Below are 26,421 nucleotides of genomic sequence, written 5' to 3' on the forward strand. Positions count from 1 at the left end.
CTCCATGGTCGAGAGGGAAACAGCCCAGAACACCGACTAAGGTCCCTAAGCGTGTGCTAAGTGGGAAAGGATGTGGAGTCGCAGAGACAACCAGGAGGTTGGCTTAGAAGCAGCCACCCTTGAAAGAGTGCGTAATAGCTCACTGGTCAAGTGATTCCGCGCCGACAATGTAGCGGGGCTCAAGCACACCACCGAAGTCGTGTCATTGCAGCAATACTCCCAACGGAGGCTGTGATGGGTAGGGGAGCGTCGTGTGCCGGGTGAAGCAGCCGAGGAATCGAGTTGTGGACGGTTCACGAGTGAGAATGCAGGCATGAGTAGCGATACAAGAGTGGGAAACTCTTGCGCCGATTGACCAAGGGTTCCTGGGTCAAGCTGATCTGCCCAGGGTAAGTCGGGACCTAAGGCGAGGCCGACAGGCGTAGTCGATGGACAACGGGTTGATATTCCCGTACCCGCTTTGAAGCGCCAACGTCGAACCAGGTGATGCTAAGGCCGTGAAGCCGGCCCGGAGTCTTCGGACGATGGGACGTGGTGGAGCCGCCGGTCCGAGCCTGTAGTAGGTGAGCGATGGGGTGACGCAGGAAGGTAGTCCAGCCCGGGCGGTGGTAGTCCCGGGGTAAGGGTGTAGGACGTTGCGTAGGCAAATCCGCGCAGCACATAGTCTGAGACCTGATGCCGAGCCGATTGTGGTGAAGTGGATGATCCTATGCTGTCGAGAAAAGCCTCTAGCGAGTTTCATGGCGGCCCGTACCCCAAACCGACTCAGGTGGTCAGGTAGAGAATACCGAGGCGTTCGGGTGAACTGTGGTTAAGGAACTCGGCAAAATGCCCCCGTAACTTCGGGAGAAGGGGGGCCATTGCTGGTGACGGGATTTTCTCCCCGAGCTGGTGGTGGCCGCAGAGACCAGCGAGAAGCGACTGTTTACTAAAAACACAGGTCCGTGCGAAGCCGTAAGGCGATGTATACGGACTGACGCCTGCCCGGTGCTGGAACGTTAAGGGGACCGGTTAGTCCGACTTCGGTCGGGCGAAGCTGAGAACTTAAGCGCCAGTAAACGGCGGTGGTAACTATAACCATCCTAAGGTAGCGAAATTCCTTGTCGGGTAAGTTCCGACCTGCACGAATGGCGTAACGACTTCTCGACTGTCTCAACCACAGGCCCGGTGAAATTGCATTACGAGTAAAGATGCTCGTTTCGCGCAGCAGGACGGAAAGACCCCGGGACCTTTACTATAGCTTGATATTGGTGTTCGGTTCGGCTTGTGTAGGATAGGTGGGAGACTGTGAGACCCGGACGCCAGTTCGGGTGGAGTCGACGTTGAAATACCACTCTGGTCGTGCTGGATGTCTAACCTGGGTCCGTGATCCGGATCAGGGACAGTGTCTGGTGGGTAGTTTAACTGGGGCGGTTGCCTCCTAAAGGGTAACGGAGGCGCCCAAAGGTTCCCTCAGCCTGGTTGGCAATCAGGTGTTGAGTGTAAGTGCACAAGGGAGCTTGACTGTGAGACTGACGGGTCGAGCAGGTACGAAAGTAGGGACTAGTGATCCGGCGGTGGCTTGTGGAAGCGCCGTCGCTCAACGGATAAAAGGTACCCCGGGGATAACAGGCTGATCTTCCCCAAGAGTCCATATCGACGGGATGGTTTGGCACCTCGATGTCGGCTCGTCGCATCCTGGGGCTGGAGTAGGTCCCAAGGGTTGGGCTGTTCGCCCATTAAAGCGGTACGCGAGCTGGGTTTAGAACGTCGTGAGACAGTTCGGTCCCTATCCGCTGTGCGCGTAGGAGTGTTGAGAAGGGCTGTCCCTAGTACGAGAGGACCGGGACGGACGAACCTCTGGTGTGCCAGTTGTCCTGCCAAGGGCATGGCTGGTTGGCTACGTTCGGGAGGGATAACCGCTGAAAGCATCTAAGCGGGAAGCCTGCTTCGAGATGAGCACTCCCACCTCCTTGAGAGGGTAAGGCTCCCAGTAGACGACTGGGTTGATAGGCCGGATATGGAAGCCCTGTGAGGGGTGGAGTTGACCGGTACTAATAGGCCGAGGGCTTGTCCTCAGACGCTCGCGTTCACTGTGTGGTTCCCGGGTAGCGAACAGCTATCACCGGCATGGAACCAGATCTCTTGGTTCCGCCAAGGTAAGCAACACAACTTTCAACTAAAAAGTGTGTTCGCTGAATACCCGATAGGGTTTCGGTGGTCATAGCGTGAGGGAAACGCCCGGTTACATTCCGAACCCGGAAGCTAAGCCTCATAGCGCCGATGGTACTGCAGGGGGGACCCTGTGGGAGAGTAGGACGCCGCCGAACAATTCTTCAAAAGGCCGAGGCCCCAGCGATGAGCTGGGGCCTCGGCCTTTTTTGTTGGGCCTCGGCCGGACACGTGCACGGCCGGCGGACAGCGCGGTCGGGCACCCGGACGCGGTGTCCTGCCGCATGCCGGACAATGGACAAGGCGGACGTTCCGGACCCTGGTGGGGACCGGAGGGCGTCCGGATCTCGCGCTGGTGTCGACGGATCGGCAGTGGCGCCTCTCGAACTCGCAGTGTGCAGACAGGAGTCACCAGCATGTCGAACCCGCCCCAGGACCGGCCCGAGCGCCGTAACGACGGCGGCCGGGGTCACGAGCCCAGGTCGCGCGGGGGCTGGTCGAACGACCGTGGCCCGCGTCGTGACGATCGTGGCGAAGGCGGCGGCTACCGGGGTCGTGACGACCGCGGTGACCGTGGCGGCGATCGCGGGGGCTTCCGCTCGCGCGACGACCGGCCGTCGTACGGCGGCGGTGGTGGCGGTGGGTACCGCGGCAACCGTGACGACCGCCCGCAGGGTGGCGGCGGCTACCGTCCGCGGGACGACCGCCCCTCCTACGGCGGTGGCGGTGGCGGTGGTTACCGTCCGCGTGAGGACCGTCCCCAGGGCGGCGGTTTCCGTGACCGGGATGACCGTCCGCAGCGCAGTGGCGGTTTCGAGCGTCGTGACGACCGCCCGCAGGGTGGGTACCGGGGTAACCGGGACGACCGCCCGCAGGGTGGCGGTGGTTACCGTCCGCGTGAGGACCGCCCGCAGGGCGGCGGTTTCCGCGATCGGGACGACCGTCCGCAGCGCAGTGGCGGTTTCGAGCGCCGTGACGACCGCCCCCAGGGTGGGTACCGGGGCAGCCGGGATGACCGTCCGCAGGGTGGCGGTGGCTACCGTCCGCGTGAGGACCGTCCCCAGGGCGGCGGTTTCCGTGACCGGGACGACCGTCCGCAGCGCAGCGGTGGTTTCGAGCGCCGTGACGACCGCCCGCAGGGTGGCTTCCGTGACCGCGACGATCGCCCCCAGGGTGGGTACCGGGGCAACCGGGACGACCGTCCGCAGGGTGGCGGCGGCTACCGTCCGCGTGAGGACCGCCCCCAGGGTGGTGGCTTCCGTGGGCGCGACGACCGTCCGCAGGGCGGGTACCGGGGCAACCGGGACGACCGCCCGCAGGGTGGTGGCTTCCGTGACCGGGACGACCGTCCGCAGCGCAGCGGCGGTTTCGAGCGCCGCGACGACCGCCCCCAGGGTGGCTTCCGTGACCGCGACGATCGCCCGCAGGGCGGGTATCGGGGTAACCGGGACGACCGTCCGCAGGGTGGCGGTGGCTACCGTCCGCGTGAAGACCGCCCCCAGGGCGGCGGTTTCCGTGACCGGGACGACCGTCCGCAGCGCAGCGGTGGCTTCGAGCGCCGTGACGACCGCCCGCAGGGTGGGTACCGGGGCAGCCGGGATGACCGTCCGCAGGGTGGCGGTGGCTACCGTTCCCGGGACGACCGCCCCCAGGGTGGTGGCTTCCGTGGGCGCGACGACCGTCCGCAGGGCGGGTACCGGGGTGGGCGGGACGACCGTGGGGACCGTGGCGGCTTCCGGGGTGGGCGGGACGACCGTCCGCGCGGGGGCGGGTACGACCGTGGGGACCGCGGTGGGTACGACGAGCGGCGTCAGGAGCCGGTGAAGCGGCTGCCGATCCCGGACGACGTGACCGGGTTCGAGATCGACGCGGACGTCAAGCAGGACCTGAAGAGCCTGCCGAAGACGCTGGCCGACGACGTGGCGCGCAACCTGGTGATGGTGGCGCGGCTGCTCGACAGCGAGCCGGAGGAGGCCTACAACTACTCGCGGGTCGCGCTGCGGCTGGCTTCGCGGGTGGCGAGCGTGCGCGAGGCGGCCGGGTTCGCCTCGTACATGACGCAGCGGTACGCGGAGGCGCTGACCGAGTTCCGGGCGGCGAAGCGGATGACCGGTCGGGTCGACCTGTGGCCGGTGATGGCGGACTGCGAGCGCGGTCTGGGTCGTCCGGAGCGGGCGCTGGCGATGGCCGGCGAGCCCGAGGTGAAGCAGCTGGACAAGGCCGGCCAGGTCGAGATGCGGCTGGTCGCGGCGGGTGCCCGGGCCGACCTGGAGCAGTTCGACGCCGCCGTGGTGACGCTGCAGAGCCCGGAGCTGGCGTCCTCGGCGATCCACCCGTGGACGGCGCGGCTGCGCTACGCGTACGCGGACGCGCTGATCGCGGCGGGTCGGGCGGACGAGGCGCGGGACTGGTTCGTGAAGGCCGTGGAGGCGGACACGGACGGGTCGACCAACGCGGCCGAGCGGCTGGCGGAGATCGACGGCATCGAGTTCACCGACGCGCTGGACGAGGACGCCGAGGTCGAGGACGAGGGCGCGGAGGCCGTGGAGCCGGTGCGCCGTCAGATCGACAAGGACGACGTCGGCGACGACCGGATGATCTTCGAGGACGAGGAGGACGTCGAGGAGTTCTACGACGAGGACGACCTCGAGATCGACGAGGACTACGACGAGGACTCGTTCAAGGAGCAGCCGAAGCAGGGCTGATCCGCAGCGCGTGAGGAGGGCCCCCGTTCCGGGTAGGAGCGGGGGCCCTTCGCGTTCCCGGGGCGGCGGGGGCGGGTCAGCCGAGTTCGAGGGAGCGCAGGACGAGCCCGGTGGCCGGTTTGGGGCCGAAGGAGGTGGACTTGCGGGGCATGGTGACGCCCTGCTCGGCGAGGCGGCGCACCACGCGTTCCTCGACGGGGTGGAGCAGGACGGCGGTGCCGCCGGTGCGGGCGGCCTCGCGGACGGCGGCCTCGGCGGCGTGCAGGTAGCCGATGTGCTCGGGGCTGTCCGGGACGTGCCAGGTGCGGTCGAGCAGGACGGCGTGCAGGACGGTGGCGTCCAGGCGGCGCCACTCCTCGGGGCGGTCGGTGCGGACGGCGTCGGCGAGGGTGGCCTCGTCGGGGCCGGTGAGCAGGTGGAAGCGGCCGTCGCCGGCGGTGAGGACGAAGGAGTTGCCGGGGGAGCGGTGGGCCTCGGTGAGGGCGTCCAGCGCGTCGGGGAGGGCGCCGGGCAGGGCGGTGACCCGCCAGGCGGCGGGGTCGAGGGCGGCGAGCGCGGCGTCGAGCGGGAGGCGGTGCAGGACGCGGTGGATGGCGCGGACCCGCAGCGGGTAGCGGTCGGTGTCGACGAGCAGGACCAGGCCGCGGTCCCAGGGGCTGCGGGGGAGGTGGCGGTGTTCGCGCTGCAGCCGCAGGTACATCTCCCAGCGGTGGTGGCCGTCGGCGATCAGGGCGCGGCAGGTGGCCAGGTCGCGGGTGACGGCGGCGAGGTCGGCCGGGTCGGTGACGGCCCACAGGCGGTGGTGGGTGCCGTCGCTGGTGGTGGTGGCGAGCAGCGGTTCGGTGCCGGCGGTGCGGTCGACGACGTCGGCGGCGCGGCCGTGGCCGCGGTAGGTGAGCAGCAGCGGTTCGAGGTTGGCGCGGGTGGTGCGCATCAGGCCGACCCGGTCGGCGACCGGTTTGGGCATGACGTCCTCGTGCGGGAGCACGACGCCGGCCTCGGGGCCGCTGACGGCGAGGGCGCCGATCAGGCCGCGCTGGAGGGTGCCGGAGGGGGTGCGCTGCTCGTAGACGTACAGGGCGGGGCGCGGGTCGGCGGTCAGGACGCCCTGTCGGCGCCAGTCGCGGAGCAGGCGGGCGGCGTGCCGGTAGCGGGTGTCGCGGTCGGGGCGGTCGCCGGCGTCCTCGGGTTCGGGGCGGGGGAGGATCAGCCGGACGATGTTGTGCGGGTCGGCGGTCTCCAGGTCCAGGCGCCGTCCGGGGTCGACCACGTCGTACGGCGGGGAGGTCACCGCGGCCAGGTCGCCGACCCGGTGCGGGTCGTAGCGCAGGCCGCGGAACGGGGACAGGGACAGCCCTGCGGTGGCGACGTGCCCGGGGTCTCCGGGGCCGCCCGAGGGCTCGTTGCCGGTTTCGGCACGAGGGGCGCTCATTCTGGGCATGTTAGCCGGGTAGTCCTTGTTGGGAGATCGCGACGAAGGCGGACGTCCAGGTCATGGGCGGGGCGAACGGGACGAGCGGGAAGCGGGGTAGGTGCGGATGAGTCACCCGGAGTACGAGGACGGCGGCAGCGGCACCGACGGCGGCGGCAGCGGCGGGGTGCCGGGCGGCGGGGTGTACGACTGGTACCGGCGCGGGGTGCGGCTGCTGGAGGAGAAGCACCCGGCGGCGGCGGTGCAGCTGCTGGCGCGGGCGGCGGAGGCCGAGCCGGGGTCGGGGTCGATCCGGGAGGCGCTGGCGCGGGCGCAGTTCGACGCGGGGCAGTACGGGCAGGCGCTGGTGAGTTTCCGGGCGGTGGCGGAGGCCGATCCGTCCGACGACTACGCGCAGTTCGGCTGGGGGGTGTCGGCGGCCCGGCTGGGCGACTTCGAGACCTCGGCGGAGCACCTGGCGCTGGCGGTGGCGATGCAGCCGGGCAACCGGCACTACCAGGCGGCGCTGCGGCAGACCAGGGCGACGCTGGCGGCCCGGGCCGGGGCGTACGGTCCGCTGCTGCCGGGGGCGCCCGGGTACCTGGCTCCGCCGGAGGATCCGGCCGCGCCATAGGGTGGCGGGTGTTCGGTTCGGTTCGAGGTGACGAGGGTGGAGCAGCGATGACGGAGAACGCCGCGGCGGTGCGGAGCGTGCCGGGTGCCAGTGCCGAGGTGCTGACGGAGGCGTACGACACGGCGCTGCTGGACCTGGACGGCGTGGTGTACGCCGGGCCGCACGCGATCGTGCACGCGGTGGAGTCGCTGGACCGGGCCCGGGCGGCCGGGATGCGGTTGGCGTACGTCACCAACAACGCGTCGCGGCCGCCGCGGGTGGTGGCGGAGCACCTGACCGAGCTGGGCGTGCCGGCCGAGCCCGCGGACGTGATCAACTCGGCGCAGGCGGCGGCGCGGCTGGTGGCGGAGAAGGTGCCGGCCGGGTCGCGGGTGCTGGTGATCGGCGGGGCGGGCCTGCTGGAGGCGCTGGAGGAGCGCGGGCTGGTGCCGGTGCGCTCGCTGGAGGACGACCCGGCGGCGGTGGTGCAGGGCTACGACCCGTCGGTCGGCTGGACGGACCTGGCGGAGGCCTCGTACGCGGTGGGCCGGGGGCTGCCCTGGGTGGCCTCGAACACCGACCTGTCGATCCCGACGGCGCGCGGCGTCGCGCCGGGCAACGGGACGCTGGTGGCGGCGGTGCGGGCGGCGACCGGCGTGGAGCCGGAGGTGGCGGGCAAGCCGCTGCCGCCGATGCACCGGGAGACGGTGCTGCGGACGGGGGCGAAGCGTCCGCTGGTGGTCGGCGACCGGCTGGACACCGACATCGAGGGCGCGTTCAACGGCGGGGTGGACTCGCTGCTGGTGTTCACCGGCATCGCCACGCCCGAGCAGGTGCTCGCGGCGCCGGTGCAGCACCGGCCGACGTACCTGGCCGAGGATCTGCGCGGCCTGCTGGAGGCGCAGCCCGAGGTGGCGGCGCTGGACGGCGGCCGGTTCGGCTGCGGCGGCTGGACGGCGGGCGCGGAGGGCGGCGTGCTGGCGCTGGACGGCACGGGCACCCGGATCGACGCGGTGCGGGCGCTGTGCGCGGCGGCCTGGACGTGGGCGGACGGGCACGACGGCGCGGCGCCGGAGTCGGCGAAGGCGCTGGCGGGGCTGCCCGCGGCGGAGTGACGCCCCGCGGGTTCCCCTCCTCCCGGGCGGGCCGGGCGCGTTGACGGTCCGTCGGATGCTCGGTGTACGGTGCGTCCGACGGATCCGGGGGAGGAGCAGTCGTGCGGGGTGGACGGGGGAGGGCGGCGGCCGCGGTGTGCGGCGTGCTGCTGGCGGGGGCGGTCGGGTGCACCTCGGCGGGGCACCCGGCGGCGGCCGGGGGTTCGCCGGTCGCCGGGGGGCTGCCCTCGGCGGGCGGGGTGACGGGCGGGGCACCGGTGGCGGGCGACGGCGCCGGGGCCGTCGATCCCGCGGAGACCGACGCCCGGGTGGTGCGGATGCGGGAGCGGATCGAGGCGGCGGACGGCACGGTGCCGGGCTCGGTCCGGCTGGTCCACCGCGAGGGGGCGGTCGGCTTCCTGACCTGGACCGGGTCGGACGGGCGGCAGTGCCTGGGCCACACGGCGGGCGCGGAGTCCCCGGGCCCGGTCACCCGGTGCGACCCCGGGGCGCCGGGGCCGCTGGCGGAGCGGCCCGCGCTGCGGGTGGTGCCGGACGGCCGGGCGGACGCCCGCTGGTACGTCCAGATCGACGCGGACCGGGAGCAGGTGGTCGGGGTGGGCTGCGGCGGCGAGCAGCTGAAGGTGGTGCCGATCGGGGAGGAACACTTCCCGGAGGGCGGCCGCCGGCACTACCTGGTGTTCTCCGACTGGCAGTTGACCGGCCGCCCGGTGGCCCGGCTGCTGGTCGACGGGGGGCAGCAGACCGAGGAGCCGCTGGAAGTCCCGCAGGAACCGGCCGACGGCGGGCTGCCGTTCCGGGACTGCGGCTGAGGGCCCGGGGGCGTCCTCAGAGCAGGGTGCGCAGGCGCAGCAGGTCGCGGAAGCTCGCGTCGAGCTTGAGGCGGCCGGTGGCCCAGGCGGTGGGGAAGGGCAGCTTGCCGTCGACCAGGGCCACCAGGTCGTCGCCGGTGGTGGTGAGCTTGATGTCGGCCTTGGTGGCGGGCGGGCCGGGGGCGTCGGTGATGCCGGTGAGCCGTCCGTCGGCCAGCCGACCGGTGAAGGTCAGGTCGAGGTCGGTGAGGTGGCAGCTGAGGGAGCGGTCGAGGGCGGCGGCCTTGCGGACGTCGCCGTCGGCGGCCGCGAGGTTGCGGCTGAGTTGTTCCAGCGCGGTGCGGCACTCCTCGATGGTGGCCATGTGTGCGGCTTGCTCCCGTCGGTGGTCGTTCGGCGCTCCACGCTAGCGCAGCGCCGTACGGCGGCGGCCGGGAACGGGTAGCGTCGGTGCGGGCGGTCGGTGCGCAGAGGAGGCGGACGGATGCTGCAGGACGCGGTGCGGGGTGTGCGGGGCGTGCTGGTGGTGGCGGGCGAGCTCGTCGAGGAGGCGGGCCGCCGGGTACTGGACACGGCCGGTGGGCTGCTCCAGAAGGGCGGTGAACTGCCGCCCGGCGTCGAGCAGTTGCGGGTGCTCGCCGGTGAGGTGGTGACGGCCGGGCAGGCCGGGGTGGACCTGGTGGCCGGGGTGGCCCGGGGCGAGGCGGAGCGGGTGTTCGAGAAGGTCGGCGACCAGGTGGTGAAGGTCGGCGTGGTGCTGAGCTTCCTGGAGTCGAAGCTGCGCGAGGTCGAGGAGGAGCCGGTGGCGGCCGGCCCCCGGGTGGAGGAGCCGCTCGGGGAGGGGCCGTTCGGGGAAGGGCCGTTCGGGGAGGGGCCGGAGGAGCCGCCGTTGGTCCGTCCGGCGGCACGGGCCCAGGGCCTGTTCGACGCGGGCTGGGACGCGGAGCCGGAGCCGGAGCCCGGGTCGGCCCCGGACCGGGCGGGCGCGGAGCCGGGCCGGGACCGGAGGACGGCGGCGCGCAAGGCGGCGGCCCGCAGGCGGCCGGTTCGGCGTCGGGCGTGAAGCGGGCGGCGGCCGCCGGCCCCGGCGGCGGACGGCGCGGCCGCGGACGGTGGCGCGGCGGCGGGCCCCGGCGCGCAAGACCGCCACCCGCAAGGGCGCGGCGGCCAAGCAGGCGACGGCGCAGCGCTCGGTGCCCCGCAAGGCGGCCCCGGCGGCGGGCGGGGAGGCGGCCGTGACGCCGCGGACGGTGGCGAAGAAGGCCGCCGCCAAGAAGACCGCGGCGAAGAAGTCGGCCGTCCGGCCGCCCGCCGGGGGAGCCCCGGCCGAGGCGCTCGCGGACGCGCTGCCGAGTGCGCCGCTGCCCGCGAAGAAGGCTCCGGCGCGGAAGGCGGCGGCGAAGAGGGTTGCGGTGGGGGAGGCGGGGCCGTTGTCGTCTGCGGAGGGTGCGGCGGTGGTGGCGTCCGCGGGTGGGCAGTCGTCCGGGGCGAAGAAGGCTCCGGCGCGGAAGGCGGCGGCGAAGAAGGCTCCGGCGAAGAGGGTTGCGGTGGGGGAGGCGGGGCCGTTGTCGTCTGCGGAGGGTGCGGCGGTGGTGGCGTCCGCGGGTGGGCAGTCGTCCGGGGCGAAGAAGGCTCCGGCCAAGAAGGCGACGGCGAAGAAGGCTCCGGCCAGGCGGCCCGAGGCGGGTGGCGGCGGTGAGTGAGCCGTCCGTCCACGCGGGCGTCCCGGCCGGTCCGGGCGTCGGGGCCGGGGCGGTTCCGGGCGGGGAGGCCGTCCGTACCGGCGTGCCCGAGGTGGACGAGGTGCTGGCCCGGCTGGGGGAGCCGGACGGGGCGGGGGCGGAGCAGTGGGCCGAGGTGTACGAAGATGTCCATGCGCGGCTCGCCGCGACCCTCGCGGCGCTGGACCGCGGGTGAGGACCGTCCGATGTGGGAGCTGACGTAGCAGTGGCAGTGGCACGACGCCGTCTGGACGCGGAGCTGGTGCGCCGCAAGCTGGCCCGTTCGCGGGAGCACGCGAGCGAGTTGATCGCGGCGGGCCGGGTGACGGTGGGCGGGACGGTGGCGACGAAGCCCGCGACGCAGGTGGAGACCGCGGCCGCGGTGGTGGTCGCCAAGGACGACGCGGACCCGGACTACGTGTCGCGCGGCGGGCACAAGCTGGCGGGCGCGTTCGCGGCGTTCGTGCCGCAGGGCCTGGTGGTGGCGGGCCGCCGGGCGCTGGACGCGGGCGCGTCCACCGGCGGGTTCACCGACGTGCTGCTGCGCGCGGGCGCGGCGCACGTGCTGGCGGTGGACGTCGGCTACGGGCAGCTGGCCTGGTCGCTGCAGAGCGACGGGCGGGTGACGGTGATGGACCGCACCAACGTGCGGGAGCTGACGCCGGAGCTGATCGGCGGCGAGCCGGTCGACCTGGTGGTGGGCGACCTGTCGTTCATCTCGCTGGGCCTGGTGCTGCCGGCCCTGGCGGGCTGCGCGGCGCCGGACGCGGACCTGGTGCTGATGGTGAAGCCGCAGTTCGAGATCGGCAAGGAGCGCCTCGGCTCGGGCGGGGTGGTGCGGTCGCCGGAGCTGCGGGCCGAGACGATCCGGCAGGTCGCGGGGCAGGCGTGGGCCGCGGGCCTGGGCGTGCGGGCGGTGGCGGCGTCGCCGCTGCCGGGGCCGTCGGGGAACGTGGAGTACTTCCTGTGGCTGCGCCGGGATGCGGAGCCGCTGGATCCGGCGGCGGCGGACCGGGCCGTGGCCGAGGGGCCCCAGTAGGGTACTTGGCAGGCGTCCGGGCGTTGCGCAGACTGGCAGGCCGTGGCCGGGCCGCGGTGGCCCGGCGGGCGTAGGGAGAGGGCAGCGGGTAATGAGCGATCGTCGTACGGTCTTCCTGATCGCGCACACCGGCCGGGAGGCGGCCCTGCGCAGCGTGGAGGGCCTGGTGGACGGCCTGCTGCGGGCGGGGATCCGGATCCGGCTGCTGGAGGCGGAGGCGGTGGGCCTGGACCTGCCGGACGGGGTGGAGCTGGTGCCCGGCGGGCACGGCGCGGCGGACGGCTGCGAGCTGATCCTGGTCGCGGGCGGGGACGGCACGCTGCTGCGCGGCGCCGAACTGGCCCGCGAGTCGGGGCTGCCGATGCTCGGGATCAACCTGGGCCGGGTGGGCTTCCTCGCCGAGGCGGAGCGCGACGACCTGGCGACCGTGGTGGAGCGGGTGGTGGCCGCCGACTACGAGGTCGAGGAGCGGATGACCGTCGACGTGCTGGTGCGCACCAACGGTGACGTGCTGCACGAGGACTGGGCGCTGAACGAGGCCTCGGTGGAGAAGGCCGCCCGGGAGCGGCTGCTGGAGGTGGTCACCGAGGTGGACGGCCGCCCGGTGTCGAACTTCGGCTGCGACGGGGTGGTGCTGTCCACGCCGACGGGTTCCACGGCGTACGCGTTCTCCGGCGGCGGCCCGGTGGTGTGGCCGGAGGTGGAGGCGCTGCTGATGGTGCCGATCAGCGCGCACGCGCTGTTCGCCCGCCCGCTGGTGACCTCGCCGGACTCGGTGCTGGCGGTGGAGCTGCAGCCGAAGACCCAGCACGGGGTGCTGTGGTGCGACGGCCGCCGCTCGGCCGAACTCCCGCCCGGGGCCCGGGTGGAGGTCCGCCGGGGCAAGACCCCGGTGCGCCTGGCCCGGCTGCACCGGGCCCCGTTCACCGACCGGCTGGTGGCCAAGTTCGCGCTGCCGGTGACGGGTTGGCGCGGGCGCTCGGAGAACTGCTGACCCCGCACCGGGACTGACGCCCGCTCAGAGCGCGGCGGGCGCCTGGTCCCCGCCGGAGCGGCGTTCGGTGCGGGCCAGCTCGGCGGCCCCGGCGATCCGCCGCAGCGCGTCGGGGACGTGCGCGGCGGGCAGGGTCAGCGGCAGCCGCAGGTGCTCCTCGAAGGCGCCGTCGACGCCGAAGCGGGCACCGGAGGCGATCCGGACGCCGGTCCGCTCGCCGGCCCGGGCCAGCGCGGTGGCGGGCAGCCCCGGGGTGGCCGCCCACAGGGCGAGGCCGCCGGGCGGCAGGGCGAAGCGCCAGCCGGGGAAGTGCCGGGGCAGCTCGCGGGCGAACGCCTCGGCGGTGGCCCGCAGCCGCGCGTGCCGCTCGGCCCGGACGGCGGGCAGGTGCTCGGTCAGCAGCCGGGCCGCGATCAGCTGCTCCAGGACGGGCGTGCCCAGGTCGTACAGCGCCCGGTCGGCGGCCAGCTTCCGCACCAGGGACGGCTGGGCGCGCAGCCAGCCGATCCGCAGGCCGGGCCAGAGGATCTTGCCGGCCGAGCCGACGGTGATCACCTGGGCGTCCCGGTCGAGCGCGGCCAGCGGCCGGGGCAGGTCCCGGTCGGCGACGTCCCAGCCGAGTTCGGCGCAGGTCTCGTCGGCGATCACGGCGGTGCCGGCCGCCCGGGCGTGGGCGAGCAGGGCGCGGCGCTGCTCCTCGTCGACCAGCGCGCCGGTGGGGTTCTGGAAGTCGGGGATGACGGAGGCCAGCCGGGGCGCCGCGCCGCGCAGCACCCGCTGCCACTGGGCGAGGTCCCAGCTGGTGCGCCCGGCCCCGTCCTCGGTCAGCGGGACGGGCACCAGGCGGGCGCCGGCCCGCTCCAGGGCGCGCAGCGTGTTGGCGTAGCTGGGGGCCTCGACGGCGACCCGGTCGCCGCGGGTCAGCAGCGCCTGGTGGGCCAGGTGCAGGGCGCTCATCGCCCCGGTGGTGACCAGGACCTGTTCGGGGCCGGTGGGCAGGCCGCGCTCGGTGTACCGGCGGGCGACGGCCTCGCGCAGCGCGGGCAGCCCGGTCGGGTAGTTGCCGTGCCCGGCGGTGTACGCGGGCAGTTGGGCGAGGGCGTGCGCGGCCGCCTCGGCGAGCTGCTCGGGGGCGGTGGGCGCGGCCAGGCCCAGGTCGAGGACGGCGTCCTGGTCGGGGGAGACGGGGTGCAGCGCGTCGGCGGGCGGGCGGGTGCCCTCGGGCAGGGCCGTCCAGGAGCCGGCGCCGCGCCGCGAGCGCAGGTAGCCGTCCGCGCGCAGCGCCTCGTACGCGGCGGCGACGGTGGTGCGGGAGAGGTGCAGCTCGGCGGCGAGTTCGCGCTCGGCGGGCAGCCGGGTGCCGACCGGCAGGCGGCCGTCGGCGACCAGCCGGGAGACCTGGGCGGCCAGCGCCCGGTAGGCGGGGCGGCGGCCGTCCCCGGCGGGCAGCTGGCGGGCGAGGGCGTGCGGGGTGAGCGTGCTGTGCCACTCGGACATCGCGAATCAGTCCACCTGGTTCGGATTGGCCCTTTCGGGGTGCGTTTTGGCCTCCCCATAGTGGCGTGCAGTGCCGGAGAACGGCAAGCACCGCACCGAGAAGAGGTCCACCCGATGGCGGCCGTCCTGACCCCGTCCCTGCTCCCGACCCGCACCGGCACGCCCCGCCGCCTACCCCGCCGGCTCCTGCAGCTCGCCGTCGGCCTGGTGCTCTACGGCGTCTCGATGGGCCTGGTGCTGCGTTCCGCGCTCGGCGGCAACCCGTGGGACGTCCTCCACCAGGGCCTGGCCCGGCACCTGCGCCTCAGCGTCGGCGCCTGGGTGACGCTGGTCGGCGTGCTGGTCCTGCTGCTGTGGATCCCGCTGCGCCAGAAGCCCGGCGTCGGCACCGTCGGCAACGTGCTCGTCCTCGGCGCGGCCATGGACGCCACCCTCTCCCTCGTCCCCCACCTGCACTCCCTCGCCGTCCGCGTCCCGCTGCTGGCCGCCGGCATCCTCCTCAACGCCGTCGCCACCGGCCTGTACATCGGCGCCCGCCTCGGCCCCGGCCCCCGCGACGGCCTGATGACCGGCCTGCACCGGCGCACCGGCCGCTCCGTCCGGCTGATCCGCACCGGCATCGAGCTGACCGTCCTGACCGCCGGCATCGCCCTCGGCGGCACCTACGGCCTCGGCACGCTCGCCTACGCGCTGGCCATCGGCCCGCTGGTGCAGTTCCTCCTGCCGCGGCTCACCGTCCCGGCCTCGCCGTTCCCCGAGCCCCTGACGGGGCCGGAGGCCCGCGCCACTCAGGGGTGAAAGGGGGGCGGTCGTCGCAAAGCGACGGTGGAACCTCGTAAGGTCGTCTCCGTGTTGGACGAGATGCGGATACGGGATCTGGGTGTCATCGACGATGCGGTGGTCGAGCTCGCCCCCGGCTTCACCGCCGTCACGGGCGAGACCGGTGCGGGCAAGACCATGGTGGTGACCAGCCTGGGCCTGCTGCTCGGCGGCCGGGCCGACCCGGCGCTGGTGCGCAACGGCTCCGAACGGGCGGTGGTGGAGGGCCGGTTGACGCTCGACCCGGCCTCGCCGGTGGTGGCGCGGGCGCTGGAGGCGGGCGCGGAGCTGGACGACGGCGAGCTGCTGGTCAGCCGCACCGTCTCCGCCGAGGGCCGCTCCCGGGCGCACGTCGGCGGCCGCTCGGTGCCGGTCGGGCTGCTCGCCGAGCTCGGCGAGGACCTGATCGCCGTGCACGGCCAGACCGACCAGCAGCGCCTGCTGCGCCCGTCCCGGCAGCGCGGCGCGCTGGACCGGTACGCGGGCGAGGCCGTCGCCGAGCCGCTGGCCCGCTACCGGCTGGTGTACCGGGAGCTGCGGGAGGTCTCCGCGACGCTGGAGGAGCTGACCACCCGGGCCCGGGAGCGGGCCCAGGAGGCCGACCTGCTGCGCTTCGGGCTGGAGGAGGTCGCCGCCGCCGAGCCGGTCGCCGGGGAGGACGCCGAGCTGGCGGTGGAGGCCGAGCGGCTGGGCCACGCCGACGCGCTGTCCTCCGCCGCGACGCTCGCGCACGCCGCCCTGGCCGGCGACCCCGCCGACCCGGAGGCCGTCGACGCGGGCACCCTGCTCGCCCAGGCCCGCCGCGCCGTCGACGCGGTGCGCCACCACGACGAGCGCCTGGCGGCGCTGGCCGACCGGCTCGGCGAGTGCGGCTACCTGCTCGCCGACGTGGCCGGCGACCTCGCCGGGTACGCCGACGACCTGGACGCCGACCCGGTCCGGCTGGCCGCGGTCGAGGACCGCCGCAGCGTGCTGGGCCACCTGGTGCGCAAGTACGCGGGCGCGGAGGGCACCCTCGCCGAGGTGATCGACTGGGCCGAGAGCAGTTCGGCGCGGCTGCTGGAACTCGACGGGGACGACGAGCGGATCGACGAACTCGGCGCCCGGGAGACCGAGTTGCGCGCCCGGCTGGCCGACCTGGCGGCCGAGGTCTCGCGGGCCAGGCACGCCGCCGCCGACAAGTTCGCCGCCGCGGTCTCCGACGAACTCGCCGAACTCGCCATGCCGCACGCCCGGGTGACGTTCGCGATCAGCCAGGTCGACGACCTGGCCGGCATCGAGCTGGAGGGCCGCAGCGTCGCCTACGGCCAGCACGGCGTCGACGAGGTCGAGGTGCTGCTCGCCCCGCACCCCGGCGCCCAGCCCCGCCCGATCGCCAAGGGCGCCTCCGGCGGCGAGCTGTCGCGCGTCATGCTGGCCGTCGAGGTGGTGTTCGCGGGCGCCGACCCCGTCCCCACCTACCTGTTCGACGAGGTCGACGCGGGCGTCGGCGGCAAGGCCGCCGTCGAGATCGGCCGCCGGCTGGCCAAGCTCGCCCGCAGCGCGCAGGTCGTGGTGGTCACCCACCTCCCGCAGGTCGCCGCGTTCGCCGACCGGCACCTGGTGGTGGAGAAGACCAACGACGGCACCGTCACCCGCAGCGGCGTCAAGACCCTCGACGACGAGCAGCGGGTGCGCGAACTCTCCCGGATGCTCGCCGGGTTGGAGGACTCCGAGCTCGGCCGCGCCCACGCCGAGGAGCTCCTGGAGGCCGCCCGGACGGCCCGGGCCCGCTGACCCGCCGGACGACCGGCACCGCCGCGGGCGACGCGCCAGCGGCGGTGCCGACTGTCCAAGAGGTGGACCGACCTGGCATGGTGGCGAGCGGACACCTGCTGACAACGAGTCGGAGCGAGACAGACGTGGAGCATTCCGCCGCCCGGGCCGCCGCGGCCCCCCAGTTGCACGTGGTGCTGGTCCTGGCCGCCGCGACCGGCGGAATCGGCGCCCACGTGCGCTCCCTGACCCGGGGCCTGGTGGCGCACGGCGTCGCGGTCACGGTCTGCGCGCCCGAGGGCACCGACCGGCTGTTCGGGTTCTCCGCGGCCGGGGCCCGGCTGCACACCGTCGACATCACCCCGACCTCCGGCGCCCGCAGCGACGCCACCGCGATCGGGGAGCTGCGCCGGGCCTTCACCGGCGCCGACATCGTGCACGCCCACGGCCTGCGGGCCGGCCTGCTGTCCGACCTGGCGCTGCGCACCGCCGGCCGCTTCCCCGGCATCCGCCCCCAGACGCCGCTGGTGGTCACCTCGCACCACGCGCTGCTCACCACCGGGCTCGACCGCCGCCTGCAGCGCCTGATGGAGCGCCGGGTGGTGCGGGCCGCCGACCTGGTCCTCGGCGCCTCCTCCGACCTGGTCGCCCGGGCCCGCGAACTGGGCGCCACCGACGCCCGGCTGGGCCCGGTCGCGGCCCCGCCGATGCCGCCCGGCACCCTGGACCGGGACACCGCCCGCAAGGCGCTGCCCGGCGGCGACGACGGCCGCCCGGTGGTGCTGGCGATCGGCCGGCTCGTCCCGCAGAAGTGCTTCGGGCTGCTGCTGGACGCCGTCGGGCACTTCGCCGCGCCCGGCGCCCCGGCGCCGCGCGTCCTGCTGGCCGGGGACGGCCCCGAGCGGCAGGGCCTGGGCGAGCGGATCGCCGCCGAGCGGCTGCCGGTGGAGCTGCTCGGCTACCGCACCGACATCCCCGACCTGCTGGCCGCCGCCGACCTGGTGGTGCTCTCCTCCCGCTGGGAGGCCCGCTCGCTGGTCGCCCAGGAGGCGATGCGGGCCGGCGCCCCGGTGGTGGCCACCGCGGTGGGCGGCGTGCCCGAACTGGTCGGCGACGCCGCCGTGCTGGTCCCGTTCGCCGACCCGCGGGCGCTCGGCGGGGCCGTCCGCGAGCTGCTCGCCGACCCGGAGCGGCGCGCCGCGCTCGCCGCCGCCGGCCGGGCCCAGGCCCGCACCTGGCCGGACGAGGCGGCCACCGTCGCCCAGGTGCTGTCGATCTACGACGAGCTGGCGCAGCGCCGGGCCTGAGCCGCCGTCAGCCCGAGGACAGGTTGAGGCCGCCCGCCGCGGTCAGCCGCAGCGCGGTGTCGATCAGCGGGACGTGGCTGAACGCCTGCGGGAAGTTGCCGACCTGGCGGCGGGCCCGCGGGTCCCACTCTTCGGCGAGCAGGCCCAGGTCGTTGCGCAGCGCCAGCAGCCGTTCGAACAGCTCGCGGGCCTCGCCGACCCGGCCGATCATCGCCAGGTCGTCGGCCAGCCAGAACGAGCAGGCCAGGAACGCCCCTTCGTGCCCGGACAGCCCGTCGACGTTGTTGCCGTCCTCGTCGTGGGTGGGGTAGCGCAGCACGAAGCCGTCCTCGGTGGACAGCTCGCGCTGGATCGCCTCGATGGTGCCGATGACCCGCTTGTCGTCCGGCGGCAGGAAGCCGACCTGCGGGATCAGCAGCAGCGAGGCGTCCAGCTCCTGGCCGCCGTAGTACTGGGTGAAGGTGTTGCGCTGCGGGTCGTAGCCGCGGGCGCACACGTCGGCGTGGATCTCGGCGCGCAGCGCCGTCCAGCGCTCGGTCAGGCCGGGCGGCTGCTCCTCGGCCTGGGCCAGCAGCTTGAGGGTGCGGTCGACGGCGACCCAGGCCATCACCTTGGAGTGCACGAAGTGCCGGCGCGGCCCGCGGACCTCCCAGATGCCCTCGTCCGGGTTGCGCCAGTGGTCCTCCAGGTACTCGATCAGGCGCAGTTGCAGCTGGTGGGCGTGGTCGTGCCGGGACAGGCCGGACATGGTGGCCAGGTGCAGCGCCTCGACCACCTCGCCGTACACGTCGAGCTGGAGCTGCCCGGCGGCGCCGTTGCCGACCCGGACCGGGCGGGAGCCCTCGTAGCCGGGCAGCCAGTCGAGCTCGGACTCGGTGAGTTCGCGCTCCCCGGCGATGCCGTACATGATCTGCAGGTTCTCCGGGTCGCCGGCCACCGCGCGCAGCAGCCACTCGCGCCAGGCCCGGGCCTCCTCGCGGTAGCCGGTGCGCAGCAGCGAGGAGAGGGTGATCGCGGCGTCGCGCAGCCAGGTGTAGCGGTAGTCCCAGTTGCGCTCGCCGCCGAGGTCCTCGGGCAGCGAGGTGGTGGGGGCGGCGACGATGCCGCCGGTGGGCGCGTAGGTGAGCGCCTTGAGGGTGATCAGCGAGCGGACCACGGCCTCCCGGTAGGGGCCCTGGTAGGTGCACTGCTCGACCCACTCGCGCCAGAACCGCTCGGTGGAGGCCAGCGCGCCCTCGGCGTCCGGCGGGGCGGGGGCCGGCTCGTGCGAGGCCTTCCAGGTCAGCCCGAAGGCGATCCGCTCGCCCGCGGTGACGGTGAAGTCCGCGTACGTGGTCAGGTCCCGCCCGTAGGTCTCGGCCCGGCCGTCCAGCCACACCGAGTCGGGTCCGGCCACGGCGACGGTGCGCTGGCCGACCTCGGGGTGCTCGACCCGGTGCACCCAGGGGACGATCCGGCCGTAGCTGAAGCGCATCCGCACCGCGGAGCGCATCCGGACGGTGCCGGCCAGGCCCTCGACGATCCGGATCATCTGCGGCACGTCGGGCGTGCCGAGCAGGTGGCGGGGCGGCATGAGGTCGATCACCCGGACGGTGCCGTCCTGGGTGTCCCACTCCTGCTCCAGGATCAGCGAGTCGCCCCGGTAGCGGCGCCGGTCGCAGGGCACCGCGGGCGCGGCGGCGGTGATCGGCGGGATCCGCAGCTCCCCGGTGTCCAGCAGGCCCCGACGGGGCTCGGCGGGCGCGGCGGGCGGCGGCTCCTCGACCGGGGTGGCCGGGCCGATCCGCCAGAAGCCGTGCTCGTCGGTGCCCAGCAGGCCCGCGAACACCGCGGGGGAGTCGAACCGCGGCAGGCACAGCCAGTCGACCGCGCCGTCCCGGCTGACCAGCGCGGCGGTCTGCATGTCCCCGATCAGCGCGTAGTCCTCGATGCGACCGGCCATGGTTCTCCGTTCCGTGCGGGCCCCGCGGCGGACGGTGCGCACAGGGTCGGGCGAGGATGTCGACGTTTGAGCAGAATACGTGGATTCGGGTGGTTGGGGCGCGGGCACGCGCCCCCGGCGCCTGCCCGCGCGCCCCGCGCGGCATGCCGGGCGACCCCGTCCGAGCAGCCCCGATCCGCCGTCCGGCCGATCCGTCCGGGGCCGGGGTGCCCGGACGCGGGCGAGCAGTCGCCGGGGCACTGATACGCTGGTATCCCGTGGAACTGGTGGGAACGAGGGCCGGGAGCCCCTCCACCGGCGTCACCCTCCGACACGCGACCCACGGGAGCCCCCTCTTGGCACAGCCCCATTCCGGCAAGTCGGCCAACGGCCGTGCCGTGACGACCAAGCACCTCTTCGTCACCGGGGGTGTCGCCTCTTCGCTCGGCAAGGGCCTCACCGCCTCCAGCCTCGGCGCCCTGCTCAAGGCGCGCGGCCTGCGGGTGACGATGCAGAAGCTCGACCCGTACCTCAACGTGGACCCGGGCACCATGAACCCGTTCCAGCACGGTGAGGTCTTCGTCACGGACGACGGCGCCGAGACCGACCTCGACATCGGCCACTACGAGCGCTTCCTCGACACCAACCTGCACGGTTCGGCGAACGTCACCACCGGCCAGGTCTACTCCACCGTGATCGCCAAGGAGCGGCGCGGCGAGTACCTCGGCGACACCGTCCAGGTCATCCCGCACATCACCAACGAGATCAAGTCCCGGATCCGCCGGATGGCCACCGAGGACGTCGACGTGGTCATCACCGAGGTCGGCGGCACCGTCGGCGACATCGAGTCGCTGCCGTTCCTGGAGGCGGTCCGCCAGGTCCGCCACGAGGTCGGCCGGGACAACGTGTTCTTCGTGCACGTCTCGCTGCTGCCGTACATCGGCCCGTCCGGCGAGCTGAAGACCAAGCCCACCCAGCACTCGGTGGCCGCGCTGCGCAACATCGGCATCCAGCCCGACGCGATCGTGCTGCGCGCCGACCGCGAGGTGCCGCAGGCCATCAAGCGCAAGATCTCGCTGATGTGCGACGTCGACGAGGAGGCCGTGGTCGCCGCGATCGACGCCAAGTCGATCTACGACATCCCCAAGGTGCTGCACGGCGAGGGCCTGGACGCGTACGTGGTGCGCCGCCTGGACCTGGCCTTCCGCGACGTGGACTGGACGGTCTGGGACGACCTGCTGCGCCGCGTCCACGAGCCGCAGCACGAGGTCAAGGTCGCCCTGGTCGGCAAGTACATCGACCTGCCGGACGCCTACCTCTCGGTCACCGAGGCGCTGCGGGCCGGCGGCTTCGCCAACAACGCCCGGGTGCAGATCAAGTGGGTCGCCTCGGACGACTGCGAGACCCCCGAGGGCGCCCGGCAGCAGCTCGGCGACGTGGACGCGGTCTGCATCCCCGGCGGCTTCGGCGACCGCGGCGTGGACGGCAAGGTCGCCGCGATCACCTACGCCCGCGAGAACAAGGTGCCGCTGCTGGGCCTGTGCCTGGGCCTGCAGTGCGTGGTCATCGAGGCCGCCCGCAGCCTGGCCGGCCTGCCCGAGGCCAACTCCACCGAGTTCGACTCCGCCGCGAAGTACCCGGTCGTCTCGACCATGGCCGAGCAGCTGGCGATCGTCGACGGCAAGGGCGACCTGGGCGGCACCATGCGCCTGGGCCTGTACCCGGCGAAGCTCGCCGAAGGCTCCATCGTGCGCGAGGTGTACGGCGGCGAGCCGTACGTCGAGGAGCGCCACCGCCACCGCTACGAGGTCAACAACGCCTACCGCGCCGACCTGGAGAAGACCGGTCTGCAGTTCTCCGGCCTCTCCCCGAAGGGCGACCTGGTCGAGTACGTCGAGTACCCGCGCGAGGTCCACCCCTACCTGGTCGCCACCCAGGCCCACCCCGAGCTGAAGTCCCGCCCGACCCGCCCGCACCCGCTGTTCGCGGGCCTGGTCGCGGCGGCGATCGACCGCAAGGTCGGCTGAGCCGCTCCCCGGAGCGACCGAGCGCCCGCCGGGATCCTCCCGGCGGGCGCTTCGGCGTGTCGCGGGGGCGGCGTCCGGTAGATTGTGTCTATCTGACGAGAAGGGGTGGTGCCCGGTGTCCGGGATTCACGACACGGCCGAGGAGTGGGACGTCCGGGACGGGCACACGCCCTTCCGCGGCAAGGTGACGGGCGTGCGCAGCGAGCAGGTCAGGATGCCCGACGGCGTCTGGGCGCAGCGCGACTACCAACTGCACCCCGGGTCGGTCGCGGTGCTCGCCCTCGACGAGCAGGACCGCGTGCTGACCCTGCGCCAGTACCGGCACCCCGTCCGGCACCGGCTCTGGGAGCTGCCGGCGGGGCTGCTCGACGTGCCCGGCGAGAACCCGCTGCACGCGGCGCAGCGGGAGCTCTTCGAGGAGGCCCACGGCAAGGCCGGGCAGTGGCGCGTCCTGGTCGACTTCTTCACCTCCCCGGGCGGCAGCGACGAGGCGGTGCGGCTGTTCCTGGCGACGGAGCTCTCCGAGGCCGAGGAGGAGCGCTACGCGGCGCACGGCGAGGAGCTGGAGATCGAGGCGGCCTGGGTGCCCCGGGCGGAACTGGTCCGGCTGATCCTGGCCGGCGAGCTCCACAACCCGACCCTGGTCACCGGCGTCCTCGCCCTCACCGCGGCCCTGCCGGGCGGCCTCGACGCACTGCGACCCGCGGACGCGGAGTGGCCGGCCCGACCGTACTAGCGGGACCGCGGACGGCCCGCGCACCGGCAGCCCGCCCCTGCCTTCGCAGCGGCGGGCGCGGCGCAGCGGGTTGCGCCAGCAAGGTGATTCGGCCGTTGGTCATACCGGGGCGTCTCGGCGGGGCGGGGTGATCGAACTACGCTTCGCGGACAGGGCCCGGCGTGCGGGTCGGGTTCGCTGGGCGACGGGTCGGGAGTGGCGCGGGTGGCGAGGAAGACGGCGGCGGTGGCCGAGGCGGCCGGGATCTTCGACGTGCTGCCCGCGGGTGCCCGGCCGTTCGCCGGGCGGGCCGCGGAACTGGCGGCGCTGACGGTCGCGGCCGGACGGCCGCCCGCGGCGGGCCGGGGCGGCTGCTGGTGCTGGCCGGGCGGCCCGGCTCGGGGCGCACCGCGCTCGCGGTGCGGTGGGCCGGGTCGGTGGCCGGGGACTACCCGGACGGGCTGCTGTACGCGCGGCTGTCGGCGCCCGACGGGGGCCGGGTGGGGGCCGGGCGGGCGGCCCGGATGCTGCTGGACCAGCTGGGCGAGCGCCCGGGCGCGGCGCTGCTGCCGGGCGCCGCGGAGGAGGACCCGGCCTGCGAGGCGCTGCGCGAGGCGCTCGGGCAGCGCCGGGTGCTGGTGCTGCTGGACGACGTCCGGGACGCCGGGCAGGTGTGGCCGCTGCTGGCGGAGAAGACGCAGTCGCTGCTGCTGGCCACCACCTCGGGGCCGCTGATGGGCATCGACGGCATCGACCCGGTCATCCTCGGCGGGATGGACCACCGGGCCGCCGTCGACCTGCTGGGCGAGCTGGTCGGGGGGACCAGGATCTCCTGCGACCCGGTCGGCGCCGCCGACCTCGCCGAGGCGTGCGCCAACCGCCCGGCCGCGCTGCGGCTGGTCGCGGGCTGGCTGCGCGGCGAGCCCCGGCTGGCGGTGACCGACGCGGCGGCCCGGCTGCACGCCGTCCCGCCGCCCGCGCCGGTGGTGGTCGAGGGGCCGCAGCGGCCCGCCGACCCGGAGCGGGAGACGGTGCCGGTGGTGGAGGGCGACCCGCTGCGCGGGGCGTTCGAGCTGGCGTACCGGCGGCTGCCCGCGGCCCGGGCCCGGCTGCTGCGGCTGTGCACGCTGGCGCCGGGCCAGCAGGTGGACCTGCGGACCGCGTCCGCGCTGGTGGGCTGCCCGGCCCCGGAGGCGGGGGCCTCGCTGGCCGAGCTGGCCGAGCTGGAGCTGCTGGAGCGCGAGCCGGACGCCGCGGACGGCACCGAGCGCTACCGCGTCCCGGGCCGACTGTACGGGCGGCTGGTGGAGCTGCGCCGGGAGAGCGACCGCGCCTCGGAGGTGGAGCTGGCCCGGGCCCGGCTGCTGGAGCGGCTGGTGCGGCTGGTCGACTCGGCGCGGCTGCTGCTCGACCCGGCGGCCGGCCCCAACCCGGACCCGCTGCCCGGCCCGCTGCGGCTGCGCACCGCCGCGCACGCCGAGGGCTGGCTGCTGGGGGAGCGCGAGCAACTGCTGGCCGCGGTCGCCGACGCGGTGGGGCAGGGGGACCTGGACGGTTCGGCGGGCCGGCTGGTGACCGCGCTGCTGCGCGCCCTGCCGCTGACCGGCGAGGCCGCCCCCGCCGACCTGCACGCGCTGCACGAGTCGGTGCTGAAGGTCGCCGAGCGGCAGGGCAACCCGCGCCGGGCCGCCGCCGCGCTGCTGAACCTGGGCGACCTCCAGGCCGCCGCCGGGCGGTGGGAGCAGGCGGGCGAGCGCTACCGCCGGGCGGTCGAGCTGGCCCGGGGGGCGGGCGACGAGGCCGGCTGCGCCCGGGCGCTGGAGGGCGTGGGCCACGGTCACCGGGCGCTCGGCGATCCGCTGCGCGCCGCCGACGCGTACGGGCGGGCGCTGGTGCTGCGGCAGGCGCTGGGCGACCAGGCCGCGGAGGCCCGGCTGCTGGTGCGGCTGGCCGAGGCGCACGCCGGGCTGCGGCGCTTCGAGGAGGCGCTGCGCGAGTACCGGTCGGCGGCCGCGGTGCTGCGCCGGACCGGCGACGGGCGGGGGGAGCGGGAGGTCGCGGCGCTGTCGGCCCGTCTTCAGCGGCACCTCGGCCGGGAGGGTTCGGGTCCGCTTTCGGAGTAGTGTCGTAGGTGCGGAGTTCGCCCCGCAATGTGGCCTTGGATCCCGTACAAGCCTACGAACCTGCCAATGAGTCCGACTGATTTGGTCACTTTGGAAGGCTGACACGCCGACTTGGCTTCATTACACTCGAACTCAGTCGCGCATAGATCTATGCACCGGCCTGTCCGTTGTGCCCTCCGTGTGCGTCGCCGCCGGTCTTCCCCGGTAGGTATTTCCCCATGGCAAGAGGACGTGTTAGCCGTGAAGGTCGGCATCCCCCGCGAGGTCAAGAACCACGAGTACCGCGTGGCCATCACGCCCGCCGGCGTGCATGAGCTGGTCCGCAACGGACACGAGGTCGTCATCGAGGACAACGCCGGTGTCGGCTCCTCGATCCCCAACGAGGAGTACGTCGCCGCCGGTGCGACCATCCTCCCCACCGCCGACGAGGTGTGGGCCGCGGCCGACATGATCCTCAAGGTGAAGGAGCCCATCGCGCAGGAGTACCACCGCCTGCGCAAGGGCCAGACCCTCTTCACCTACCTGCACCTGGCCGCCGACCGGGCCGGCACCGACGCGCTGGTCGCCTCTGGCACCACCGCGATCGCCTACGAGACGGTGCAGCTGCCGGGCGGCGGGCTGCCGCTGCTCGCCCCGATGTCCGAGGTCGCGGGCCGGCTGGCCCCGCAGGTCGGCTCCTACCACCTGATGCGCCCGGCGGGCGGCCGCGGCGTGCTGCCCGGCGGCGTGCCCGGCACCCACCCGGCCAAGGCGGTCGTCATCGGCGGCGGCGTCTCCGGCTGGCACGCGGCCACCATCGCCATCGGCATGGGCTACGACGTGACCCTGCTCGACCGCGACATCAACAAGCTGCGCGAGGCCGACAAGGTCTTCGGCACCAAGGTCAAGGCGATCGTCTCCAACTCCTTCGAGCTGGAGAAGGCCGTCGTCGAGGCCGACCTGGTGATCGGCGCCGTGCTGATCCCGGGTGCCAAGGCCCCCAAGCTGGTCACCAACGAGCTGGTCGCGAAGATGAAGCCGGGCTCCGTGCTCGTCGACATCGCCATCGACCAGGGCGGCTGCTTCGAGGACTCGCACCCCACCACGCACGCCGAGCCGACCTTCCAGGTCCACGACTCGGTCTTCTACTGCGTGGCCAACATGCCGGGCGCCGTCCCGAACACCTCCACCTACGCGCTCACCAACGCGACCCTGCCGTACGTGGTCGAGCTGGCCAACCGCGGGTGGAAGGAGGCGCTGCGCCGCGACGCCGCGCTGGCCAAGGGCCTGAACGTGCACGAGGGCCAGATCACCTTCCCCGCCGTCGCCGAGGCCTTCGGCCTGGAGTCGGTGTCGCTGGAGAGCGTGCTCGCCTGACCCCCCCTCACCCGCTGTCGCCCCCGGCCGTCCTTCCCCTCCGCGCCGGGGGCTTCGGCATGCCCGCGCGGGCGGGCGGTCGGCCCCCGGGTGACCGCCGGCGGTCAATTCCGGTGCGGTTTGTCACCCGCTCTGTCGACAAGGACACCTGACGGGCCCTCACGGCCCGGCGACCGCGCGGAAACGTTAGGGTCGTGTCTTGACACGGGGTGGGTGAACGGCCGACACAAGCGGCCCACTACCGTGGATTGTGTTGCTGCCAATGCCCGAAACGGCCTAGAGTCGCAAACCGTTGGCATGCTGCCACGCTGACGAATCGACATAGAGTCCTGGACGTCCA

General features: G+C 74.0%; 20 protein-coding genes, 2 rRNA genes and 1 pseudogene (1 of these 23 only partly in view). 19 read left to right on the forward strand and 4 right to left on the reverse strand.

What is annotated here, in order from left to right:
- From HUT16_RS26745 to HUT16_RS26760, 4 genes and pseudogenes are all read left to right on the forward strand, one after another.
- Positions 1-2,057, forward strand: a 23S ribosomal RNA gene (locus HUT16_RS26745) (it extends 1,049 nt beyond the left edge of the window).
- Positions 2,058-2,192: 135 nt separating this feature from the next.
- A 5S ribosomal RNA gene (gene rrf / locus HUT16_RS26750) occupies positions 2,193-2,309 on the forward strand.
- Between the two features lie 258 nt (positions 2,310-2,567).
- Positions 2,568-3,365: pseudogene (locus tag HUT16_RS39865) on the forward strand (tetratricopeptide repeat protein); the annotation flags it as partial.
- 606 nt (positions 3,366-3,971) lie between these two features.
- Positions 3,972-4,856 (forward strand): tetratricopeptide repeat protein, encoded by an 885-nt coding sequence (locus HUT16_RS26760; protein WP_176190609.1) that lies wholly within the window; start codon positions 3,972-3,974, stop codon positions 4,854-4,856.
- A 76-nt stretch (positions 4,857-4,932) separates the two neighbouring features.
- Here HUT16_RS26760 and HUT16_RS26765 read toward each other — a convergent pair whose 3' ends face one another.
- The gene (locus HUT16_RS26765; protein ID WP_254898000.1) at positions 4,933-6,288 is read right to left on the reverse strand and encodes a DUF1015 family protein; all 1,356 of its coding nucleotides are present in this window, start codon (positions 6,286-6,288) and stop codon (positions 4,933-4,935) included.
- Positions 6,289-6,394: 106 nt separating this feature from the next.
- On the opposite strand from HUT16_RS26765, the gene HUT16_RS26770 reads away from it, so the two are divergent.
- From HUT16_RS26770 to HUT16_RS26780, 3 genes are all read left to right on the forward strand, one after another.
- Positions 6,395-6,901: a tetratricopeptide repeat protein gene (locus HUT16_RS26770; RefSeq protein WP_176190610.1), complete on the forward strand. Its 507-nt coding sequence runs from the start codon at positions 6,395-6,397 to the stop codon at positions 6,899-6,901.
- Between the two features lie 47 nt (positions 6,902-6,948).
- The gene (locus HUT16_RS26775; protein ID WP_176190611.1) at positions 6,949-7,995 is read left to right on the forward strand and encodes an HAD-IIA family hydrolase; all 1,047 of its coding nucleotides are present in this window, start codon (positions 6,949-6,951) and stop codon (positions 7,993-7,995) included.
- Positions 7,996-8,096: 101 nt separating this feature from the next.
- The gene (locus HUT16_RS26780) at positions 8,097-8,807 is read left to right on the forward strand and encodes a hypothetical protein (RefSeq protein ID WP_176190612.1); all 711 of its coding nucleotides are present in this window, start codon (positions 8,097-8,099) and stop codon (positions 8,805-8,807) included.
- Between the two features lie 16 nt (positions 8,808-8,823).
- Here HUT16_RS26780 and HUT16_RS26785 read toward each other — a convergent pair whose 3' ends face one another.
- The gene (locus HUT16_RS26785) at positions 8,824-9,171 is read right to left on the reverse strand and encodes an SCP2 sterol-binding domain-containing protein (protein WP_176190613.1); all 348 of its coding nucleotides are present in this window, start codon (positions 9,169-9,171) and stop codon (positions 8,824-8,826) included.
- Between the two features lie 120 nt (positions 9,172-9,291).
- Between HUT16_RS26785 and HUT16_RS26790 the strand changes: the two genes are divergently transcribed.
- The 5 genes from HUT16_RS26790 (at position 9,292) to HUT16_RS26810 (ending at position 12,561) form a co-directional block, all read left to right on the forward strand.
- Positions 9,292-9,870 (forward strand): hypothetical protein, encoded by a 579-nt coding sequence (locus HUT16_RS26790; protein ID WP_176190614.1) that lies wholly within the window; start codon positions 9,292-9,294, stop codon positions 9,868-9,870.
- Between the two features lie 49 nt (positions 9,871-9,919).
- Positions 9,920-10,510, forward strand: coding sequence for a histone (locus HUT16_RS26795; RefSeq protein ID WP_176190615.1), 591 nt, complete (start codon positions 9,920-9,922; stop codon positions 10,508-10,510).
- Positions 10,503-10,724 carry a hypothetical protein gene (locus tag HUT16_RS26800; RefSeq protein ID WP_176190616.1) on the forward strand — a complete coding sequence of 74 codons (222 nt, stop codon included), beginning with the start codon at positions 10,503-10,505 and terminating at the stop codon, positions 10,722-10,724. The genes HUT16_RS26795 and HUT16_RS26800 overlap by 8 nt, the downstream gene beginning before the upstream one ends.
- Before the next feature lie 36 nt (positions 10,725-10,760).
- The gene (locus tag HUT16_RS26805) at positions 10,761-11,567 is read left to right on the forward strand and encodes a TlyA family RNA methyltransferase (RefSeq protein WP_176190617.1); all 807 of its coding nucleotides are present in this window, start codon (positions 10,761-10,763) and stop codon (positions 11,565-11,567) included.
- A 91-nt stretch (positions 11,568-11,658) separates the two neighbouring features.
- A complete protein-coding gene (locus tag HUT16_RS26810; RefSeq protein WP_176190618.1) occupies positions 11,659-12,561 on the forward strand; it encodes an NAD kinase in 903 nt (300 codons plus the stop codon).
- Positions 12,562-12,585: 24 nt separating this feature from the next.
- Here HUT16_RS26810 and HUT16_RS26815 read toward each other — a convergent pair whose 3' ends face one another.
- Positions 12,586-14,058: a PLP-dependent aminotransferase family protein gene (locus HUT16_RS26815; protein WP_176190619.1), complete on the reverse strand. Its 1,473-nt coding sequence runs from the start codon at positions 14,056-14,058 to the stop codon at positions 12,586-12,588.
- Between the two features lie 114 nt (positions 14,059-14,172).
- On the opposite strand from HUT16_RS26815, the gene HUT16_RS26820 reads away from it, so the two are divergent.
- The 3 genes from HUT16_RS26820 to HUT16_RS26830 all read left to right on the forward strand — a co-directional run bounded on the left by HUT16_RS26820 (position 14,173) and on the right by HUT16_RS26830 (position 17,939).
- Positions 14,173-14,856, forward strand: a complete 684-nt coding sequence (locus HUT16_RS26820; protein ID WP_176190620.1) for a YitT family protein — start codon at positions 14,173-14,175, stop codon at positions 14,854-14,856.
- 63 nt (positions 14,857-14,919) lie between these two features.
- A complete protein-coding gene (gene recN / locus HUT16_RS26825) occupies positions 14,920-16,653 on the forward strand; it encodes a DNA repair protein RecN (RefSeq protein ID WP_176192885.1) in 1,734 nt (577 codons plus the stop codon).
- A gap of 125 nt (positions 16,654-16,778) precedes the next feature.
- Positions 16,779-17,939, forward strand: a complete 1,161-nt coding sequence (locus tag HUT16_RS26830; RefSeq protein ID WP_176190621.1) for a glycosyltransferase family 4 protein — start codon at positions 16,779-16,781, stop codon at positions 17,937-17,939.
- Between the two features lie 7 nt (positions 17,940-17,946).
- On the opposite strand, the gene HUT16_RS26835 is transcribed toward HUT16_RS26830, so the two are convergent.
- Positions 17,947-19,881, reverse strand: coding sequence for a glycoside hydrolase family 15 protein (locus HUT16_RS26835; RefSeq protein WP_176190622.1), 1,935 nt, complete (start codon positions 19,879-19,881; stop codon positions 17,947-17,949).
- Positions 19,882-20,216: 335 nt separating this feature from the next.
- Here HUT16_RS26835 and HUT16_RS26840 point away from each other — a divergent pair, with 335 nt between their 5' ends.
- From HUT16_RS26840 to ald, 4 genes are all read left to right on the forward strand, one after another.
- The gene (locus HUT16_RS26840; protein ID WP_303392104.1) at positions 20,217-21,887 is read left to right on the forward strand and encodes a CTP synthase; all 1,671 of its coding nucleotides are present in this window, start codon (positions 20,217-20,219) and stop codon (positions 21,885-21,887) included.
- A gap of 115 nt (positions 21,888-22,002) precedes the next feature.
- The gene (locus HUT16_RS26845) at positions 22,003-22,623 is read left to right on the forward strand and encodes an NUDIX hydrolase (RefSeq protein ID WP_176190624.1); all 621 of its coding nucleotides are present in this window, start codon (positions 22,003-22,005) and stop codon (positions 22,621-22,623) included.
- Positions 22,624-22,979: 356 nt separating this feature from the next.
- Entirely contained in the window at positions 22,980-24,725 is a 1,746-nt protein-coding gene (locus tag HUT16_RS26850) for a tetratricopeptide repeat protein (protein WP_176190625.1), read from the forward strand.
- Between the two features lie 240 nt (positions 24,726-24,965).
- Positions 24,966-26,081: an alanine dehydrogenase gene (gene ald / locus HUT16_RS26855; protein WP_176190626.1), complete on the forward strand. Its 1,116-nt coding sequence runs from the start codon at positions 24,966-24,968 to the stop codon at positions 26,079-26,081.
- The last annotated feature ends 340 nt before the right edge of the window (positions 26,082-26,421 follow it).

The organism is Kitasatospora sp. NA04385 (assembly GCF_013364235.1).
Lineage (GTDB): Bacteria > Actinomycetota > Actinomycetes > Streptomycetales > Streptomycetaceae > Kitasatospora.